The organism is Mycobacterium genavense ATCC 51234, from assembly GCF_000526915.1.
Lineage (GTDB): Bacteria > Actinomycetota > Actinomycetes > Mycobacteriales > Mycobacteriaceae > Mycobacterium > Mycobacterium genavense.
Genome location: NZ_JAGZ01000002.1, coordinates 115,608 through 134,437 on the forward strand (window position 1 = coordinate 115,608; position 18,830 = coordinate 134,437).

14 protein-coding genes and 6 pseudogenes are annotated in these 18,830 nt (G+C 65.8%); 8 read left to right on the plus strand and 12 right to left on the minus strand.

Annotated elements, in window-relative coordinates:
• Window positions 1–75: 75 nt before the first annotated feature.
• From T428_RS25790 to prfB, 8 genes and pseudogenes are all read right to left on the minus strand, one after another.
• Window positions 76–922, minus strand: a pseudogene (locus T428_RS25790) (maleylpyruvate isomerase family mycothiol-dependent enzyme).
• Window positions 923–1,238: 316 nt separating this feature from the next.
• Window positions 1,239–2,051 (minus strand): annotated as a pseudogene (locus tag T428_RS25795) (EamA family transporter); the annotation flags it as partial.
• The gene (smpB, locus tag T428_RS0105210) at window positions 2,048–2,557 is read right to left on the minus strand and encodes an SsrA-binding protein SmpB (protein WP_025735638.1); all 510 of its coding nucleotides are present in this window, start codon (window positions 2,555–2,557) and stop codon (window positions 2,048–2,050) included. The pseudogene T428_RS25795 and the gene smpB, both read right to left, overlap by 4 nt.
• Before the next feature lie 2 nt (window positions 2,558–2,559).
• Window positions 2,560–3,453, minus strand: a complete 894-nt coding sequence (ftsX, locus tag T428_RS0105215) for a permease-like cell division protein FtsX (protein WP_025735639.1) — start codon at window positions 3,451–3,453, stop codon at window positions 2,560–2,562.
• Window positions 3,453–4,142 carry a cell division ATP-binding protein FtsE gene (ftsE, locus tag T428_RS0105220; RefSeq protein WP_025735640.1) on the minus strand — a complete coding sequence of 230 codons (690 nt, stop codon included), beginning with the start codon at window positions 4,140–4,142 and terminating at the stop codon, window positions 3,453–3,455. The genes ftsX and ftsE overlap by 1 nt, the downstream gene beginning before the upstream one ends.
• A 44-nt stretch (window positions 4,143–4,186) precedes the next feature.
• Window positions 4,187–4,660 carry an Rv3103c family proline-rich protein gene (locus T428_RS0105225; RefSeq protein WP_025735641.1) on the minus strand — a complete coding sequence of 158 codons (474 nt, stop codon included), beginning with the start codon at window positions 4,658–4,660 and terminating at the stop codon, window positions 4,187–4,189.
• On the minus strand, window positions 4,657–5,631 hold the full coding sequence (locus tag T428_RS0105230; protein ID WP_025735642.1) for a mechanosensitive ion channel family protein: 975 nt from the start codon (window positions 5,629–5,631) through the stop codon (window positions 4,657–4,659). The genes T428_RS0105225 and T428_RS0105230 overlap by 4 nt, the downstream gene beginning before the upstream one ends.
• The gene (gene prfB, locus T428_RS0105235) at window positions 5,621–6,727 is read right to left on the minus strand and encodes a peptide chain release factor 2 (protein ID WP_025735643.1); all 1,107 of its coding nucleotides are present in this window, start codon (window positions 6,725–6,727) and stop codon (window positions 5,621–5,623) included. Before prfB ends, T428_RS0105230 begins: the two co-directional genes overlap by 11 nt.
• A 183-nt stretch (window positions 6,728–6,910) precedes the next feature.
• Between prfB and T428_RS0105240 the strand changes: the two genes are divergently transcribed.
• On the plus strand, window positions 6,911–8,272 hold the full coding sequence (locus tag T428_RS0105240) for an FAD-dependent oxidoreductase (protein WP_025735644.1): 1,362 nt from the start codon (window positions 6,911–6,913) through the stop codon (window positions 8,270–8,272).
• Between the two features lie 6 nt (window positions 8,273–8,278).
• Here T428_RS0105240 and T428_RS25800 read toward each other — a convergent pair.
• Window positions 8,279–8,481, minus strand: a pseudogene (locus T428_RS25800) (hypothetical protein).
• A gap of 460 nt (window positions 8,482–8,941) precedes the next feature.
• Between T428_RS25800 and T428_RS25805 the strand changes: the two are divergent.
• Both T428_RS25805 and T428_RS25810 read left to right on the plus strand, forming a co-directional pair.
• A pseudogene (locus tag T428_RS25805) lies at window positions 8,942–10,084 on the plus strand (PPE family protein).
• A 43-nt stretch (window positions 10,085–10,127) separates the two neighbouring features.
• Window positions 10,128–11,221 (plus strand): annotated as a pseudogene (locus tag T428_RS25810) (PPE family protein).
• A gap of 77 nt (window positions 11,222–11,298) precedes the next feature.
• Here the strand turns inward: T428_RS25810 and T428_RS0105260 are convergent.
• Window positions 11,299–11,619, minus strand: coding sequence for a hypothetical protein (locus tag T428_RS0105260; protein WP_025735645.1), 321 nt, complete (start codon window positions 11,617–11,619; stop codon window positions 11,299–11,301).
• A 118-nt stretch (window positions 11,620–11,737) separates the two neighbouring features.
• On the opposite strand from T428_RS0105260, the gene T428_RS0105265 reads away from it, so the two are divergent.
• The gene (locus T428_RS0105265) at window positions 11,738–12,166 is read left to right on the plus strand and encodes a pyridoxamine 5'-phosphate oxidase family protein (protein WP_025735646.1); all 429 of its coding nucleotides are present in this window, start codon (window positions 11,738–11,740) and stop codon (window positions 12,164–12,166) included.
• A gap of 5 nt (window positions 12,167–12,171) precedes the next feature.
• Here the strand turns inward: T428_RS0105265 and T428_RS0105270 are convergent, their stop codons facing one another.
• Entirely contained in the window at window positions 12,172–12,576 is a 405-nt protein-coding gene (locus T428_RS0105270) for a group III truncated hemoglobin (RefSeq protein ID WP_025735647.1), read from the minus strand.
• Window positions 12,577–12,578: 2 nt separating this feature from the next.
• Window positions 12,579–13,967: a WS/DGAT/MGAT family O-acyltransferase gene (locus T428_RS0105275; RefSeq protein ID WP_025735648.1), complete on the minus strand. Its 1,389-nt coding sequence runs from the start codon at window positions 13,965–13,967 to the stop codon at window positions 12,579–12,581.
• Between the two features lie 305 nt (window positions 13,968–14,272).
• Between T428_RS0105275 and T428_RS25815 the strand changes: the two are divergent.
• From T428_RS25815 to hisN, 4 genes and pseudogenes are all read left to right on the plus strand, one after another.
• Window positions 14,273–16,581 (plus strand): annotated as a pseudogene (locus T428_RS25815) (nitric-oxide reductase large subunit).
• A gap of 2 nt (window positions 16,582–16,583) precedes the next feature.
• Window positions 16,584–17,207, plus strand: coding sequence for a hypothetical protein (locus tag T428_RS0105285; protein ID WP_025735649.1), 624 nt, complete (start codon window positions 16,584–16,586; stop codon window positions 17,205–17,207).
• Window positions 17,204–18,001 carry a slipin family protein gene (locus tag T428_RS0105290; protein ID WP_025735650.1) on the plus strand — a complete coding sequence of 266 codons (798 nt, stop codon included), beginning with the start codon at window positions 17,204–17,206 and terminating at the stop codon, window positions 17,999–18,001. Before T428_RS0105285 ends, T428_RS0105290 begins: the two co-directional genes overlap by 4 nt.
• A gap of 31 nt (window positions 18,002–18,032) precedes the next feature.
• Window positions 18,033–18,815, plus strand: coding sequence for a histidinol-phosphatase (gene hisN / locus T428_RS0105295; protein WP_025735651.1), 783 nt, complete (start codon window positions 18,033–18,035; stop codon window positions 18,813–18,815).
• Window positions 18,816–18,830 lie beyond the last annotated feature (15 nt).

Sequence of the window (18,830 nt, forward strand, 5' to 3'; positions counted from 1 at the left end):
ACGAGCGTCGACTTGTTGGGCGCACAGCGCCACATCAGCCCAACAACTCGACGTTCGCGCGGAAGTCGACCGCGGTCAGATCACGAAGTTGAGCCGCTCGACGATCCGCGCCGCGACGTCCCGGTCGCCGCCGAGTTCGACGTCCTGCGGACGCGCCGGGCACATCGGGCGCCCGCCGGCGAGCCTGGTGAGCTGCAACGCGTCCACCTGGACCGTCGCCGTCGGTTCCTGCCCCCCGAAGTCCGGTACCACCTGCGCGCGCCCGTCGACGCTGACCCGGATGCTGCGCGCCAGCGGACCAGTCAGGTCGAAAAGGATCCGGGACCCCTCGGCGCTTTCGCGAGTTTGCCGACGACGAAGCCCAGAGTGGCCGCGACCTCATCCAGAGACAGCCGCGACGCCGCCCCCTCCAGCTCCGCATCCGACGACGGCCGCACGATCGCCACGCGGATGTCTTGCTCGTGCATCCAGCAGTCGAAGACCCGGATCCGCATGAACCGTCCATAACTTTCCGGACCCGCGGGCGTGAACGTCTCGGCGTTCCAGTCTGCCTGCGACATCGCCTGCAGGACCTTGCGACGATCTTCGGTCACCGCACGGTATCGGTCCAGCACAGCGCCGCTGGATTGGGTGCCGAGGTGGCGCACCCAGCACTCGTTCATCGCCCCGATGTCGTTGCGCACATGATCGAGCGCCTTGACGTCGATGTCGGGTTCGGGCGCCGCGACGCCCTGCAAGAACGACTCGGTGTCGATGATGTGCGCGACACCACGCCCTGCACGTCCCAGCCCGGCAGCGGCGTCGCGGCCCGCCACTGCGCCTCGGGCAACCCGGCCAGCAGTGCATCGATCGAGTCCCACACCGCGAACAATCCGTTCAGCACATCGGACTTGTCGAGAATGGTGACAGCACGCGTAGTCATGGTCGGATGCTAGGCCGATTAGCGCCCGATCGTTAGCCGCTCGCGTCAGAACCAGACCGACGATCCACAGAATGCCCGACGCCCCGATCGTCCAGATCAATCCGCCGAAGGCGGTGACAAACGCTCCGAGCCCGATCACCAGCACCGCATGCACCAGGCGGGCAACGACAAAGCCCCGCTCTCGCAGGACCGACACCAGAACCGTGCGGGGTATGGCATGCAGGAGTCGGCCGAGAATGACGATCAGCGCCGCGGTGAGCACTCCGGTCGCCACGCGTAGCGCCACCGTCGGATGACCGCCGTCGTGGTTGAACCCAGCCATCACCATGCCGACGCTCTGGCAGCGACTCACTCGATCGCGCAACACCATCATTGCCAGGACGACGGTGGCGGCGGGATACAGCGAGATCATGATGCTGGCCAGTGACAGCAGCCAGGACTGCAGCGCGATCAACTGGGCGACCAGGGCGCAGATGTCCAGCAGCGCGATGGCCAGCGCGAGCTTCATCGATTCGCCGCGCGGCAGCCGCAAGGTACGCCTCGAGGCGGCCAGCGCGGTGATCACCACGGTCGCCGACAGCCGCGCGAACATCAACGGCCACAGCTTGGAATCGTGCGGCGACTGGTGCAGGAACACCAGGTCCAGTCCGAACGCACACCCGGCCAATATGGTGAGCCACGCCACTTTGGGCGTGAACCGGAACTGGGTCTTGCCCTCGGCGCCGGCCTCCCGGCTGACCAGCAGCACCGCGATGATGGCCAGCACGACGCCTATCGAGGCCGCGGAGCCGGGTCTCTCCCCGAAGGCGACACCGACGGCCACGGGCACGGCCGCGTTGAGCACCCCCGCCAACGGCGCGACCACCGAGATGGGTCCGGAGCCCAGCGCCGCGTAGAACGCCCACATGCCGAATGCCTGACCGATGCCGTACAAGCAGCCCCAGAAGATCGCACCGGAATGAATCGGCCCACCCACGCACAGTGCGATCAGCCCGAGCAGCACGGCCTCGACCGGGTATGCCGCCACCATCACGCGCAGCGCGACCACCCGCCGCGCTGCTACGCCGCCCACAAAGTCGCTGACGCCGTAGGACACGGCAGACAGCTGGGCGTAGGCGGCTCCGATCAGTTCATACCCTTTGCTCGTCGTCCCAGTTCGCGAACCACTTCACGCTGGGCATCACGGCGGGCGAGGTCCTGACGTTTGTCGTACGCTCGCTTACCTCGTGCCAGTGCGAGCTCGACCTTGACCTTGCCCTCGGAAAAATACAACGACAGCGGCACCAAGGCGAGGTTACCATCGCGAATTTTTCCGATCAGTGTGTCGATCTGTCGCCTGTGTAACAACAACTTCCGATTGCGACGAGGATCATGGTTTGTCCAGCTACCGTGCTCGTACTCGGGAATGTGCAAGTTACGCAACCACACTTCGCCGTCGTCGACGGTTGCGAACGCATCAGCGAGCGAAGCCTGGCCCAGCCGTAGGCTTTTGACTTCGGTGCCGACCAAAGCCACTCCTGCCTCGAACAACTCCTCGATCGCGTAGTTGTGCCTGACCTTGCGATTGGTGGCCACGATCTTTTTGTCGTCGCGCTTGCCACCACTGGCCTTACCCCCACCGGACTTTGCGGCCACAGCTAACGCCGCACGTAGAGGCGCAGCGTCGCGTACGCCGTCAGCCCGGCCATCGATACGCCGAGCAGGAACAGGATCGGAGAGATGTAAAGGATGTCGGCGTAGTCCACGCGGGCGATCAAATTGGCTTGGTAGAACTGGTTTAACGCGTTGTCCAGGAACAGGGCGCGCACCACGATCAGGCCGCCGACCGCAATCGCCACACCGAGAGCGGCCGCGAGCATCGCCTCCACCAGGAACGGCAGCTGGGTATACCAGCGACTGGCCCCCACCAGCCGCATGATCCCGATTTCGGTGCGCCGTGTGTAGGCCGCCACCTGAACCATGTTGGCAATCAACAGGATCGCGCCGACCGCCTGCACCAATGCGACGGCGAACGCGACATTGCTCAGACCGTCCAAGACCGCGAACAGCCGATCGATCAGATCTTTCTGGTTGAGCACCGAGAGCACTCCCGGCTGCCCCTGCATCGCCACGTCAAAGTCCTTGTGCTGCTCGGGATTGTTCAACTTGACGATGAACGAGGCCGGAAACGAATCCTTGCCCGCAACGTCCTTGTACTGCGGGAACTTTCGGATGGCGTCGTCGTAGGCGTCCTGACGATTGAGAAAGCGAACCGATTTGACGTCGTCGCGGCCCTCGATCTTCGTGTGCAATCCCTTACACGGATTGGTGCTGCACGCCGGATCGTTGGCCGAGACGTCTTCGGTGAGGAACACCTGCGTCTCGACGCGGTCGAGGTAGATTGCGCGGGAATGCTCGGCCAGTCGCACCACCAGCAGACCGCCGCCGAACAGGCCGACGGAGATCGCGGTCGTCAGGATCATCGCAACCGTCATCGTCACATTGCGACGAATACCGGTCAGGACCTCGTTGAGCAGGAAGCCAAAGCGCACTAGCGGTCCATCCCGTAGACGCCGCGCTGCTCGTCGCGAACCAACCGGCCCAGCGACAATTCCACGACGCGCTGCCGCATCGAGTCCACGATGTGGTGATCGTGCGTGGCCATCAGCACCGTCGTCCCGGTGCGGTTGATCCGATCCAGCAGGTCCATGATGTCGTTGCTGGTGTCGGGGTCCAGGTTCCCGGTGGGCTCATCGGCCAGCAGGACCAGCGGCCGGTTGACGAACGCGCGCGCGATCGCCACCCGCTGCTGCTCACCGCCCGACAGTTCGTGTGGCAGCCGGTTGGCTTTGCCGGACAGGCCGACCGTCTCCAGCACGTCGGGCACCACCCGGTTGATCTGGTCGGCACGCTTGCCGATGACCTCCAGCGCGAAGGCCACGTTCTCATACACCGTCTTTTGCTGTAGCAGCCGGAAGTCCTGGAAAACGCAGCCGATCACCTGGCGCAGCTTGGGCACATGCCGCCCGGGCAGCTTGTTGACGTGGAACTTCGACACCCGCACATCGCCGGTGGTCGGCGTCTCTGCGGCCAGCAGCAACCGCATGAACGTCGATTTTCCCGAGCCCGACGGACCGATCAGGAAGACGAATTCACCCTTGTCGATTTTAACGTTGACGTCGTCTAACGCCGGACGCGCCGACGCTTTGTACTTCTTGCTGACATGGTCAAGGGTGATCATCACGGCACGCCAGTGTAGCGGTGAATTTCGCTGGACCGCGGAGATCAGCCCGCGGGTGGCGCCGATGTGGGAACCGGCCCCGGGCCCGGCATCGGTTGCTGTTGAGGTGTGGGCGTGGGGCTTGGGCTGGGCGGACAGAAGGGCGGCGGCAGCAGGCAGGGCAGCTGGAACGGCGGCGGCGGCGTGGTCGTCGTCGGCGGCGGCGGTGTGGTGGTCGTCGGGCTCGGCGGCAGCGTGCTGGTCGGCGTCGGAACGTAGGTGTTGGCCGGCGGCTGCACCCTGGTGCGCGGCACCCAGGTGTAGTTCGGGTCGGGCACGAAGCCCGGCGGCACCACCTGCGAAGGCGGTGGTTTGGGGGCCGGCTCGAGGCGGTTGGCGTCGTACAACCACCATGTTGCGAGGAACGCGCCGATCAATAGCAGGGTCGACGTGCGGATCCGGCCCCCGAACATGTGGCCGGGCCAGCTTTTGTCCGAGTCGTCGCGGTGCTTCTCGAGGACGTTGAAGGTGAGTTTCACCGTTTCACCGACTCGTGCGCGGCGTCATCGGGCTGCGCTGAGGGGGAGGCGAGGTCGTCTTCCACCACGCTCACCCTCGCGTCGGCCGTGGTGACGATGCCGGCCCGGCCCAATGCCCGAACGACCAGTACGCGCAACTGCCGGCCCGCCTCGAACTGCTTGCCGGGCAGCGTGCGGGCCACCATGCGCAACGTGACGCTGTCGACCTCGATGCTTTCCAAACCCATCAACGTGGGTGCGTCGAGCAGCAACTCGGCCAGCAACGGGTTGTCCATGGCATGTTCACACGCTTCGTGCAAGACCTCGTTGACGCGGTTGAGATCGGCACTGGTCGAGACCGGGATGTCCACCACCGCCCGCGCCCAGTCCTTGGACAGGTTGACCGTTTTGACGATCTGGCCGTTGGGGATGGTGAACAGCTCGCCGTCCGACGAGCGCAGCCGGGTCACCCGCAACGTCACGTTCTCCACCGTGCCCCGTGCCGGATTCGAGATACCGCTGATCGTCAACTCGACCAGATCGCCGAAGCCGTACTGCTTCTCGACGATGATGAAGAAACCCGAGAGCAGATCCTTGACCAGCTGCTGAGCACCGAAACCCAGCGCCGCTCCGATCACGGTGGCAGGCGCGACCAGACCGCCGACGGAGAAGTTGAGCACGTCGGCGATCTGGACAACGCCCCAGATCGCGATCATTACGATCGACACCCACTGGATCACCGACGCCACGGCCTGGCGGTGCTTGGTCGCTTCCGAGCGCACCAGGGCATCGCTTTCGGCGAAGCCGACGTCGAGCTGCCGGGTGACCTGCTGAGCCACCCAGGTCACGAAGCGGACCGCGAGCACCGCCGCGATCAGCACCATGACGATGCGCAGACCCTGGTCGAGGATCCAGCCGCCGATATGGCCGCGCCAGAAGTTATGCCACGGCTGCGTCATCGCGGTAGCAACAATGGTCGTGTTAATCGTCATCTTTTCGGTTGCGCCACCGGATCCCCGCTTCGAGGAACCCGTCGATGTCCCCGTCCAGAACGGCCGCAGGATTGCCGACCTCGTACTCGGTCCGCAGATCCTTGACCATTTGATACGGATGCAAGACGTAGGAGCGCATCTGGTTGCCCCAGGAGCTGCCGCCGTCACCTTTGAGCGCGTCCAGCTCGGCTCGTTCTTCTAAACGCTTGCGCTCCAACAACTTTGCTTGAAGAACCCGCATCGCCGCAACCTTGTTCTGCAGTTGCGACTTTTCGTTCTGGCAAGTCACGACGATACCGGTCGGGATATGGGTGAGTCGAACCGCCGAGTCGGTGGTGTTCACCGATTGGCCGCCCGGACCGCTGGATCGGTACACGTCGACCCGCAGATCACCTTCCGGAATGTCGATGTGGTCGGTGGTCTCCACCACCGGCAGCACCTCGACTTCGGCGAACGACGTCTGGCGGCGACTCTGGTTGTCGAACGGGCTGATGCGCACCAACCGATGGGTGCCCTGCTCCACCGACAACGTGCCGTAGGCAAACGGGGCGTGCACGGCGAAGGTGGCGCTTTTGATCCCGGCCTCTTCGGCGTAAGACGTGTCGAACACCTCGACGCCGTAGTTGTGTTGCTCGGCCCACCGGATGTACATCCGCATCAACATCTCGGCCCAGTCCGCGGCGTCCACCCCACCGGCGCCGGAGCGGATGGTGACCAGCGCCTCGCGCTCGTCGTACTCCCCCGACAGCAGGGTGCGCACCTCGGCGGCCTCGATGTCGGCGCGCAGGGCCTTCAGCTCGGCGTCGGCCTCGGCCAGCGCGTCCGCGGCGCCTTCCTCGGCGGCCAGCTCGTAGAGCACCGGCAGATCGTCTACTCGCTGCCGCAACTGCTCGATGCGGCGCAGCTCACCCTGGGTATGCGACAACTCGCTGGTCACCCGCTGCGCGTTGGCCTGGTCGTCCCACAGTTTGGGATCGGACGCCTCGTGTTCGAGCTTCTCGATGCGGCTGCGCAGACCATCCACATCGAGCACCCTCTCCACCGTGGTCAGGGCGGAGTCGAGGGCGGCGATATCGGCTTGACGGTCGGGTTCCACAGCCGACCACGTTACCGGCGTGCTGGTCGCCGGCGAATGCTCAGGTCGCGACGCGCGGCACTTCGACCACCGGTGTGGCCACACCGACTACCATCGAATCACCATCATGTGCGCCTGCGACTGCGACGCCCAACTCGTTCCCAGCCCTTGCGTCGCAGCCGGGCATGAACAGAAGGCTTGAGTATGCGTCGATTCCATGTCGCCATCGTCGGCTCCGGACCGTCGGGGTTCTTCGCTGCGGCCTCTTTGCTGAAGGCCGCCGGTACCTCTGACGAGATCGACGTCGCGATCGACATGCTCGAGATGTTGCCGACGCCGTGGGGGCTGGTGCGCTCCGGTGTGGCGCCCGACCACCCCAAGATCAAATCGATCAGCAAGCAGTTCGAAAAGACGGCCGCTGATCCGCGCTTCCGGTTCTTCGGCAACGTGGTGGTCGGCGATCACGTCGAGGCCGCCGAACTCGCCGAGCGCTACGACGCCGTGATCTATGCGGTCGGCGCGCAGTCCGATCGTGTTCTCAACATCCCCGGCGAGGAGCTGCCCGGCAGCGTCGCCGCCGTCGATTTCGTCGGCTGGTACAACGCCCACCCGAACTTCGAGCAGATCTCGCCCGATTTGAGCGGCCGTCGCGCCGTTGTCATCGGCAACGGCAACGTCGCACTCGACGTCGCCCGCATACTGGTCACCGCGCCCGACGCACTGGAGGCCACCGACATCGCCGATCACGCCCTGGAATCGCTGCGTCCCTGCGCCGTGGAAGAAGTGGTGATTCTCGGCCGGCGCGGGCCGCTGCAGACCGCGTTCACCACGCTGGAGTTGCGCGAGCTCGCCGACCTCGAAGGCGTCGACGTCATCGTCGATCCCGCACAGCTGGAAGGCATCACCGACGAGGAAGCCGAAGCCGCCGGCAAGACCACCAAACAGAACATCAAGGTGCTGCGCGACTACGCCGACCGCGAGCCGCGCCCGGGACATCGTCGCATGGTGTTTCGCTTCCTGACCTCCCCGATCGAGATCAAGGGCAACGAGCGGGTCGAGGCGATCGTGCTCGGCCGCAACGAGCTGGTCACCGACGAGAGCGGGCGGGTATCGGCCAAGGACACCGGGGAACGCGAGGAGCTACCGGCGCAGCTGGTGGTGCGCTCCGTCGGTTATCGCGGCCTGCCCACCCCGGGCCTGCCCTTCGACGACAAGAGCGCGACCATCCCCAACACCGACGGCCGGGTCCAGGGCCGTCGCAACGAATACGTGGTCGGGTGGATCAAGCGCGGGCCGACCGGAGTGATCGGCACCAATAAGAAGGACTCCCAGGACACCGTCGACACCCTGATCAGCGATTTGACCGGCACGCAGGAGCTGGCCGAATCCCCGGCCGATCGTGCCGATCAGTTGGCCGACTGGCTGGCCTCGCGCCAGCCGAAACTGGTCACCTCGGCACACTGGGACGTCATCGACGCCTATGAGCGTGCGGCTGGCGAGCCGCACGGGCGCCCCCGCGTCAAACTGCCGAACCTCGCCGAGCTGTTGCGCATCGGCCACGGCTGACTCGCTTCAGCGTCGCAGCACAATCAGGCCGGCCCCGGCCAGCAGCCCGACGATGGCTGCCGCGATAGCCCACCCGGCGCCGGCGAGCCACCAGATGACCCCCAGTACCGCGAGCGCCGGCGACACCGCGGACAGCGACAGCACCGGGTGCTGCCGGATCACCGCAAGCGCACTTTTGCCCGGACCGGGTCGATCTCTTTGCCCGCCATGGCTAAAGAATGCCACCCGGCAACCGCAATGCAAGCAATTGCGCGGTTTTGCCCGGCCCTCGGCGCAGCGGCATTCGCGATACAGGCTATTGATCAAGCTAACGGTAATGGGCCGAATAGGGCCTCGCCACCAGCCGGTAATTGCCCGTTTTCCGGCATCGGAAATTCACTCGACAGCTCCGAGAAATTCACTCCAAACCGCGATGGGCCGCTGCACGGCTTGGGATTTTTATGGCGTTCAGTTAGCAAAGGTGGCCCCGAATGCCATGTGCGCACGCCCCACCGACGATTCGGTGACTGCGACGCTAGCTTAGCGTCCCGCGCCGGTCACCCAAACAACTGCCGCACAGACCGTTTGCTTCTGAATCCGCAAATCGACTGTCCCAGAACACGACAACGGCATCGACCGCCGATTGCCGTGCGATTCGTCGCGGTTTACCAACGAAGGAGCTGGCACACAATGGATTTCGCGTTTCTGCCGCCGGAAGTCAACTCGGCGAGGATGTACTGCGGCCCGGAGTCGGGCCCGCTGCTGGCCGCTGCGGCCGGATGGGATTCGCTGGCTGTCGAGTTGACCACGGCCGCCGACAGCTATGAATCGGTGCTGTCGAACCTGACCAGTTTGGACTGGCAGGGTCCTGCGGCGGCTGCGATGGCGGCCACGGCCACGCCCTATGCGGATTGGCTCAGGCAGACCGCCCGGCTGGCGAAGCAGGCGGCCAGGCAAGCCTGGGCGGTCGCGGCGGCGTACGAACAGGCGTGGACGTCCACGGTGCCCCCGGCAGCGATCGACGCCAATCGCACGCGGCAGAGGTCGTTGATCGCAACGAATTACGCCGGACAAAATACCGCCGCGATCGCGGCGACCGAAGCCCAGTACGCCGATTTCTGGGCCCAGGACACCGCCGCGATGTCGGGCTATGAAACTTCCTGCGCCGCGGCCACGGCGCAGTTGACGCCGTTCCCGTCCCCCGACCCGACCACCAACGCCGAGGCGCCAGCCGTGCAGAAGCCCGCGGTGGCCCGAGCCGTCACCGACGCCGCCGCAACGAATTTCGACTCAACAGGCGCTGTCTGCGGTCGGCCAGACGGGATGGTTGACCGAGAATGGATTCGTCCCCAGCGATTTCACCGCGCTCGACGGCATCCTGGCGGGCTACGGCGCGATCAACTCGACCTACAACTTGGAAAGCTTCGCCACCGGAATTATCGCGGCCGAGAGCAATTTGGGTCTGCTGCCCGGCGTCGGCGCTGCGGCGGCGGCGCCGGTCGTGGCCCCCGCCGCACTCAGTGGGGCCACCGAAGGAACCGCCGTCGCCGCGAGCCTTGCCGGCGGCGCGGGGCTGGGTAACGTCAGCGCGTCCCTTGGCGGCGCCGGCTCGATCAAGCCGATGTCAGTGCCGGCGAGCTGGTGCCCACCGTCGACCGCCCCGGTCCCGCGATTTGAACCACTGGGCATGGTGGCGATCCCGGGAACCGAAGAAGCCGCCGAGTATCCGGGCTATCCCGGGATGCCGGGGCGGCCGTCTCCAAGGGCTCGGCCCCCGGGCCGAAATACGGCATGCGGCCCACCGTGATGTCGCGCCCACTCGCGGGCGGGTGATGCCCGCCGCTGCCGACGTTGCGTGCATCGGGCCTGTGAGATGGTGGATTTCGTTCTTTTGCCGCCAGAGATCAACTCTGCGCGGATGTACAGCGGGCCGGGCGCGGGCCCGCTCCTCGCCGCCGCCGCAAGCTGGGAGGCGCTGTCCGCGGAGCTGCACAACACCGCCGAGAGCTGCGGGTCGGTGCTGTCCGGTCTGACCAGGCTGCACTGGCGAGGTCCTGCGGCACAATCGATGTCGACCACGGCCGCACGCTATGCGACATGGCTGGCATGCACCGCCGAGCAGGCAAGGCAGACGGCCGGGCAGGCGCGAGCCGCGGCCGCGGCCTACGAACTGGCCCGTGCGATGACGGTGCCCCCGGCGGCGGTGACGGCCAATCGCGCCCAGCTGGCTGTGTTGGTAGCAACCAACTTCTTCGGCCAGAACACCGCGGCGATCGCGGCCACCGAGGCACAGTACGCCGAGTATTGGCCCAGGACGCCACCGCGATGTATGGCTACGCGACGTCATCGGCGGCCACGACGCGGTTGACGCCGTTTTCTTCGCCGCGTCCGACCACCAACCAAGACGCGGCGGCCAGTCAAGACGCGGCGGTTAGCGGCGCAGCGTCAAACCTGTTGGCGCAGAACACTTCTGGCGCTGACGCGTCAACGAACAGCGTGTCCGCTCCGGCCGGCTTCGACTTCACTGACGGCGCCCTGGCCCTCTTTGCCTCGACGGACAACATGGCGAGCCTGGAGTCCTTCCCTCAGGACATCATCGCAGCCTGCCGCTGCGCGGGCGTGTTGCCCGGCTCGTGCGCGCTGCCCGCCGTGAGCGCTCCACTGCCCGCAACCGCCACGGCCGCGCCTAACGTCGGCCGCGGGCTGGGCAGTGTATCCGCGACTCTCGGCGGCGCCGGTTCGATCGGCTCGATGTCCGTGCCGACCGGCTGGGCCGGGGCGGCAACCGGTCCCGCCGCCGTGCTGCCAAGCCCGGGTTCGCCGACCCTCGCGGCCACCGGCGAACTGGTCAGTAGCGGTTACGGGCTGCCGGGCGTCCCGGGAATGCGGCCGGCCCACCGCGCCACGCTGTTGGTCCCGCGGTACGGCGTTCGGGTCAGGGTGCTGCCACCCGCGCCGGCGACATGGTGACCCGAACGTCGTTACGCGTTACGCAAGCGACGGACGGCGCCGTCACGTTTCCCCGCCGACGAGGACCCGAACATCGGTCAGACCGCGGGCGGAGTGAACTTCCAGTTGTCGGGATTCTTCGAGGAATACACCACCTCGTGCAGTTCGCCCATGCGCGGCCACTGCTCGACGTCGACCGCCATCCGCCAGTAGACCGGGTACTCGTTGACGGTCGGTCCGTTGATCACACCGGCGATGGTGACGTATTGCTCGCCCGTGGTGTCCGGTCGCGGGCTCACCCCGGTCACCAACAGTGTGCCGCTCAGCAGCTCGCCGCGCGGGCCGCGCGGGATGAACCGCTGGGCAATCAATCCGCCCAACACCGCGACGAGCAGAAGTAACAGAGCGAATTCCCACACGTCGCCATCGTAGGACGGCCGGCGCAGTGTTCGGCCGAATTGACCTAGGACCCTACAGTCGTACTCGAATTCACCGTAGCGTCGTGGATACTGGTGCACCGACGGAAAGGTGAGGTCGATGACGGATGAGCCCGCGGTCGTCTTGTCGGAAGACGAGAGCTGGCGCAGGTTGGGTGGCGTCGCCCTGGGCCGGCTGGTGACCAGTTTCGCGGGTGAGCCGGAGATCTTCCCGGTGAACTACGCGGTGCAGAACCGCACGGTGCTGTTTCGGACCGCCGAGGGCACCAAGCTGTTTTCCGCCGTGGGTCACAGCGTCGTGCTGTTCGAGGCCGACGACCACGACGTCGCGCAGGGCTGGAGCGTGATCGTCCGCGGCCGCGCAAAGCTGCTGCAGACGGCGGCGGAGATCGAAGAAGCCGAGCGCGCCGAGCTGATGCCGTGGACCGCGACGGTCAAGAAGCATTACGTCCGGGTGATCCCCATCGATATCACCGGTCGCCACTTCACCTTCGGCCCGGAACCCGACCCGAACGCGAGCTTTGCCTGACCCGGTCAGCTCGCGAGCAGCGCGTCGAGTTCGTCGGCGTCCACCCCGGTCAGGCGCCGGTGCATCGCCCACGCGATCCGGGCGGCCTGCACTTTGGCCCGCTCGGCCGCCGGCCCGCGATACATCTCGTCGACGGTGGCGCGCCAGATGGTCAGCCAACGCACGAAGTGCTTGCTGGACAACGGGGTTCGTTGGTGTATGACGCGGTGTACCGTGAGCGCGCTGCCTCGGTAGCGGCCGGCGCGGAAGAGTACGGTCTCCCAGAAGTCGCACATGATCGGGATGTGGTTGTCCAACCCTTCGGACCGCAACTCGGCGAAGGGCTCGATCAAAACGTCGTCGGTCAGCGCCCGGTTGTAGAAGCGTCGCAACAGCGCCTCGACGTCGGCGCAGTCGACCAGATCGTTCATCGTCACACGACCAGGGATAAGGGTCCGCGAGCGTAATGATCCTTTCGCCGTTTGCTGATGGCCACCAGGCGAGCCACCGCGGCTTCGATCCCGCGCGCCAGCTCGTCAACGTCGGCAACCCGGTCGTAGTCCGCAAGGATTCCGATGAACAGATCGTCGGCATAGCTGAGCATTGCGACGCCGGTTCGCAATTGCATCGCGATCGGCGGAACCGGGAACAAGGCCAGCACCTTTTTGCCCATCACTCGCAGGGCCCGGCGTGGCCCGGGAACATTCGTCGCCACCGTCACCACGCCGCGCTGCGGCAGCCGCGTCAGCAACCCGAGCGCCCACGCGGTGAACGCGAACGGGATGTGATTTGCCATGCACACCAACGCATTTCCGGCCTGTGCTTGTCCGCCGGCCTTCGACCTGTCCAGTCGCGAATGCACGATCCGCAGCCGCTGCACCGGGTTGTCTTCGTCGATCGGCAACTGCGGCAGCATCACCGAAACCCGGTTGTCGGTCTTGTCGAACGCATCGGCAGACCGCATCGACACCGGCACCAAGGTGCGCAACGAACCCGGCTGCAACCGTTCGCCGCGTTTGACCAACAGATTGCGATAGCTTTCCGTAATCGCCGTCAGCGCAACGTCGTTGATGGTCACGTCGAACGTCGCGCACACGTGCTCGACATCGGCCAGGGAGACCCGTGCGCCGCTGTATCGACGCAATCCGCCGATCGGCCCGTTCAGCGAAGACGCCGCCGGACGCAGCAGGCCCAGCGCGATTTCCGTGGCGCCCTGAGCAACTCGCGCGGCAGCCGCGGCCACGGAGGTCGACATGTTCCACAGCCCGCCCACTATCGCGAGCGGATTCATCTCCGCTACAGGACGTTTTGCTTCCTTGCCAGCGCTGACGTGCCGGGCGAAACTGTCTCCGACGCCGTCGTCGGACAAGCCGGCAAGCATATGGGCGGCCGCGATCCCGTCGGCCATGCAGTGGTGGATCTTGGTCAGGATCGCCCATCGCCCCTCGGCGAGACCCTCGATGACCCAGATCTCCCATAGCGGTCGGGCCCGGTCCAGCCGCCTCGCCATCGAATCGGCGACCACCCCGAACAACTCCTGGTCGTCGCCGGGTTGCGGCAGTGCCACCCGCCGGATATGCCGGCCGATGTCGAAGTCGAGGTCATCCACCCATTGCGGAGCACCGAGGTCGAACGGCCGCGACCGCAACCGCTGTCCAAACCGCGGGCAGGCGCGTATCCGCTCGGCGAATGCAGACATCAACGCGCTGTGCTCGGGGGCGGGGCCCTCGATGACCGCGAGGCCGCGGATGGCCAGGCTGACCCGTGGATCGGCGTTTTCGGCTTTGAGGAAACCGGCATCTAGCGTGGTCAAGCGGTTCATGATGTGCGACCTTCCGAGCTACCGAGGATTATCTGCAACCCACAGTTACATGATCCTGCCGGGCGCCCCTGCCGCGTTAGGGCCGAAAGTCCCTTCATCACCGCGCCTCGATTCCGTACGGTGTGGCCCCGAAGCCCGTGTCCCCCACTGGTATTGGCAACGCGTGGGTGCCATTGCTCCCCGTCATTCAAATTCGGCGGCCAATACTGTTGCCTCCGCGAAAGAAGGCGCATTGGATGTTCATGTGGCGTCGCCACGCGATCGAAGCCGGAACACAGCCCTCGTCCGACAGGAAGGTCGTCGAAATGGCCATTGACCAAAGCGTCCAACAGAGCTCGCCGCAACCCCTGATCGGAAAGGGCTGGCTGCAGGGCGTTGCATTGGTCATGATCTTCGGTTTTCTCGTGATGGGCATCCTGGCCTATCGCACCTACACCGCGGCAATGCCCATGCCGGACAAAGTGGTCAGCGAATCGGGCCAGTTGTTGTTCACCGGTGACGACATCACCCGGGGCCAGGAACTGTTTCAGTCCCGCGGCCTGATGCAGTACGGGTCGATGCTGGGGCATGGCGCCTACCTGGGGCCCGACTACACCGCCGAATACCTGCGCATGGCAACCAATGACGTCGCCGACCAACTGCGCGGGCAGGGGGTAACCGATCCGCGCGATCGAGTGGTCACCGAATTCCGAACGAACCGCTACAACGCCGACACCAGGACATTGGTGTTCACCGACCGTCAGGCCGCGGCGTTCGAGCATATCCAGAGCCACTACGCCGCCTACTTCAGCGAGAACTCAACGAAATACGGGCTGCTGCCGCAGTTCATCACCGACAAGGCACAGATCCGCGACCTGACCGCATTCTATGCCTGGACGGCGTGGGCGGCGGCCGCCGAACGCCCCGGCCACAAGTACAGCTACACCAACAACTGGCCGGCCGAACCCCGGGTCGACAACGGTCCCACCGCCCCGGTGATCGTCTGGTCGGCGTTGTCGCTGATCGCGCTGTTGGGCGGCATCGGCGTGATGTTCGCCGTCTACGGGCGGTGGAGTCAGCAGATCGGCTGGCACAGCGCCGAGGCGTCCAATCTGTCCTTCCGCCAGCCCGGTGAGGTGAGCCTGACGTCCGCGCAGCGGGCCTGCATCTGGTTTTTCGCGGTGGTGTCGGTGCTGTTCCTGGCGCAGACCCTGCTGGGCGCGGCCGCCGAGCACTATCGCGCCGACTTGTCGACGTTCTTCGGTCTGGATCTGGCCCGGGTGCTGCCCTACAACCTGGCCCGCACCTGGCATCTCCAGCTGGCGTTGTTCTGGACCGCCGCGGCATTTCTCGCCGGCGGCATCTTCCTGGTGCCGTTCATCGCCCGTCGTGAACCGAAACGTCAGGGGCTGTTGGCGTATGTGCTGCTGGGTGCGGTCGCCGTGGTCGTGTTCGGCTCGCTGATCTGCGAGGCGCTGTCGATCTACGGGGTGATCCCCCGCGGCGGGCTGTTCTCGCAGCAATGGGAGTACCTCGATCTGCCGCGGCTCTGGCAGATCCTGTTGGTCCTCGGGTTGTTCGTGTGGATCGCGATTATCTGGCGTGGCATGCGTGCCCGACTCAAAGGCGAATCGAAGATGAACATGCCGTGGCTGTTCTTCTTCTCGGGGCTGGCGATCCCGGCGTTCTATGCCGTGGGGCTGCTGGCTGGCGTGAAACGCATTTCACGGTCGCCGACTTCTGGCGGTTCTGGGTGGTGCACCTGTGGGTCGAAGACTTTCTCGAGTTGTTCACCACGGTGATGGTGGCTTACATGTTCGTGCTGCTGGGCGTGGTGCGTGAACGAATTGCGTTGGGCGTGATCTTCCTTGACGTCATCTTGTACTCGGCCGGTGGCGTCATCGGCACCATGCATCACCTCTACTTCTCGGGCACGCCGGTCGAGCACATGGCGCTGGGCGCATTCTTCTCGGCGGCCGAGGTGATCCCGCTGACCTTCCTGACGGTCGAGGCGTGGGCGTTCCTGCAGCTGGGCGCGCGCCAGCAGTCGGGTGACGCGAACCCCTTCCCGCACCGCTGGGCGGTGATGTTCCTCGTCGCCGTCGGCTTCTGGAACTTCTTGAGGGCGGGCATCTTTGGGTTCTTGATCAACCTGCCGGTGGTGTCCTACTACCAGATCGGGACCGCCCTGACCGCCAACCACGCGCACGCGGCGATGATGGGGGTTTACGGCATGCTCGCCGTCGGCCTGACGATGTTCGCGTTCCGCTATGTGATCCCGCCGGACAATTGGCCGGAGCGGCTGGCCCGAATCTCGTTCTGGTGCATGAACATCGGTCTGGCATGGATGGTGTTCGCCACCCTGTTGCCGCTCGGTGTGCTGCAGCTTTATCACTCGGTCGGCGACGGGTACTTCGAGGCGCGGTCGCTGGGCTACATCACCAAGCCCGGCAACGCGGTCCTCGAATGGCTGCGCTTGCCCGGTGACGTCATCATGATCGTCGGCGGAGTTCTGCCCTTTGTCTGGATCGCGTGGACCGCGTTGCGCCACTTCCGTTCCGGTACGACGGCCGAGGAGTTGCCGGAGCACTCGCTCTACGCCGAGGTCGGTTCCATCGCGCCGGCGAAGGACTGACGATGCCACCGCCGGCCACGTCGGTGTGGCTGATCGCCGGGTATTCGCTGGCACTGGTGGCCATCGGATGGGGCTTCGACACCATGGCCCGGCACGCGTCGGCACGTGCGGCGCGATGGCGCACAGGCCAATTCGTGTATCGGCCCGACCATGACGCGTGGGTGTGCCCGCAGGATCATTGGCTGTGGCCGAGCTCGTTCGATCCGAAACACCGGGTGATGCGGTATCGCGCGTTGCCCGTCGTGTGCAACAGCTGCCCGGTCAAGGCAAGCTGCACGACATCGGAGCACGGTGAGATCAGTCGCGACGTCGACCCCTGGCCGCATTCGGATGCCGGGCGCTTCCATCGCGGGATCGCTTGTTGCGTAGCCGCGTTGGGGGTGATCCTGCCGCTGGCAACCTTGGTCGCCAACCATTCCCCGAGCGACCTGCTGGTCCTGACGGGAGCGATGCTGGTGGTGGTGGCGCTGGGTCTGCCCCTTGCCCGTCACCTGTGGAACACGCCGTCCAACGCACCCGAACACCTGCCGCACCGCACCGCGATCGAGGACCAGGTGGCCGTCGCGATCGACCGGTATTCCACCCGCTGGGGCAGCTGGGAAGTCAACAAGGAGAAGGCAAAGTGACTGGAGTAGCGATTGCGGTTCTCGTCGCGCTGACCGTGGTGCTGATCGTCGTTGCGTGGTGGTCCCTGACGGTACTGCGCGAATCCGCGCGTGGGGTGGTGTTCCGGATGGGCCACGTCCGCCCCCTGTACCGGCCCGGCCTTTGGCTACTGATTCCGCTGGTGGACAAGATGATTCGGGTCGACCAGCGGTTGGTGACGTTGACCATTCCACCGCAGGAGCTGATCACCCGCGACAACCTCCCGGCCCGGGTGAACGCGGTCGTCATGTTCCAGGTGGTGGATCCGCTGAAGGCGATCCTGGCGGTGGAGAACTATGCGGTCGCCACCTCGCAGATCGCCCAGACGACACTGCGCTCGCTGCTGGGGCGCGCCGATCTCGACACGCTGCTGGCGCACCGCGAGGACCTCAACAGTGATCTGCGCACGATCATCGAGAAGATGACCGAACCCTGGGGTGTCGAGGTTCGGGTGGTGGAGATCAAGGACGTCGAGATACCCGAGTCGATGCAGCGGGCGTTGACCCGCGAGGCCGAGGCCGAGCGTGAGCGCCGCGCGAAGGTCATCAACGCTCGCGGGGAACTGCAGGCCTCCGCGGAGCTGCGCGAGGCAGCCGAGACCCTGTCCAAGAGCCCCGCCTCATTGCAATTGCGGTATTTGCAAACGCTGTTGGAACTGGGCGCCGACCAGAACTCGACGGTGGTGTTTCCCCTGCCGGTCGACATCATCACGCCGTTTCTGCGCAACCCCGACGCGTTGAAGGGCGTCGTCGACAACTTCAATCACCGGGGATGACAGCCGCGGCACCGGCCGTAGGACTGCTGGCATGAGTCAGGACGATCTCGCGTTGGCGCTCACGCTGGCCGACCGCGCGGACCTGCTGACTCGCGAGCGCTTCGGCGCGCTGGACCTGCGCGTCGACACCAAGCCCGACCTGACCCCGGTGACCGACGCCGATCGGGCGGTCGAAGCGCAGGTGCGTGAGGTGCTGGGGCGCGAGCGGCCCGACGACAGCGTCGTCGGCGAGGAATTCGGCGGGACCACAACCTTCACCGGCCGGCAATGGATCATCGACCCGATCGACGGCACCAAGAACTTCGTGCGCGGGGTTCCGGTATGGGCCAGCTTGATCGCGTTGCTGCACGACGGCGTGCCGGTGGTCGGCGTCGTGAGTGCGCCGGCACTGCACCGGCGGTGGTGGGCGTCGCGCGGCCACGGTGCCTTCGTCTCGGTTGACCGCGGTTCGGCGCGCCAGCTGTCGGTTTCCTCAGTGGCGCAACTGGATTCGGCGAGCCTGTCGTTTTCCAGCCTGTCGGGGTGGGCCCAGCGCGGCCTGCGGGACCGTTTCATCGAGCTGACCGACGCGGTCTGGCGGGTACGCGCCTACGGCGACTTCTTCTCGTATTGCCTTCTCGCCGAGGGTGCCGTCGACATCGCGGCCGAACCGGAAGTGTCGGTGTGGGATCTGGCGGCGCTCGACATCCTGGTGCGGGAGGCGGGCGGAACGTTCACCGGCCTGGACGGCACCGCGGGCCCGCATCGCGGCGATGTCGTCGCGACAAACGGCCTGCTACACGAGCGCGTACTGCGCAGCCTGGGTCTGAAGTAGCTAACAAGCGCTCTT

Bases quoted from the DNA above. Each gene is read 5' to 3' on its own strand.
- ftsE (WP_025735640.1), bottom strand. From the start codon at position 4,142: ATGATCACCCTTGACCATGTCAGCAAGAAGTACAAAGCGTCGGCGCGT.
- T428_RS0105230 (WP_025735642.1), bottom strand. From the start codon at position 5,631: ATGACGATTAACACGACCATTGTTGCTACCGCGATGACGCAGCCGTGG.
- T428_RS0105240 (WP_025735644.1), top strand. From the start codon at position 6,911: ATGCGTCGATTCCATGTCGCCATCGTCGGCTCCGGACCGTCGGGGTTC.
- T428_RS0105265 (WP_025735646.1), top strand. From the start codon at position 11,738: ATGACGGATGAGCCCGCGGTCGTCTTGTCGGAAGACGAGAGCTGGCGC.
- T428_RS0105270 (WP_025735647.1), bottom strand. From the start codon at position 12,576: ATGAACGATCTGGTCGACTGCGCCGACGTCGAGGCGCTGTTGCGACGC.
- T428_RS0105275 (WP_025735648.1), bottom strand. From the start codon at position 13,967: ATGAACCGCTTGACCACGCTAGATGCCGGTTTCCTCAAAGCCGAAAAC.
- T428_RS0105285 (WP_025735649.1), top strand. From the start codon at position 16,584: ATGCCACCGCCGGCCACGTCGGTGTGGCTGATCGCCGGGTATTCGCTG.
- hisN (WP_025735651.1), top strand. From the start codon at position 18,033: ATGAGTCAGGACGATCTCGCGTTGGCGCTCACGCTGGCCGACCGCGCG.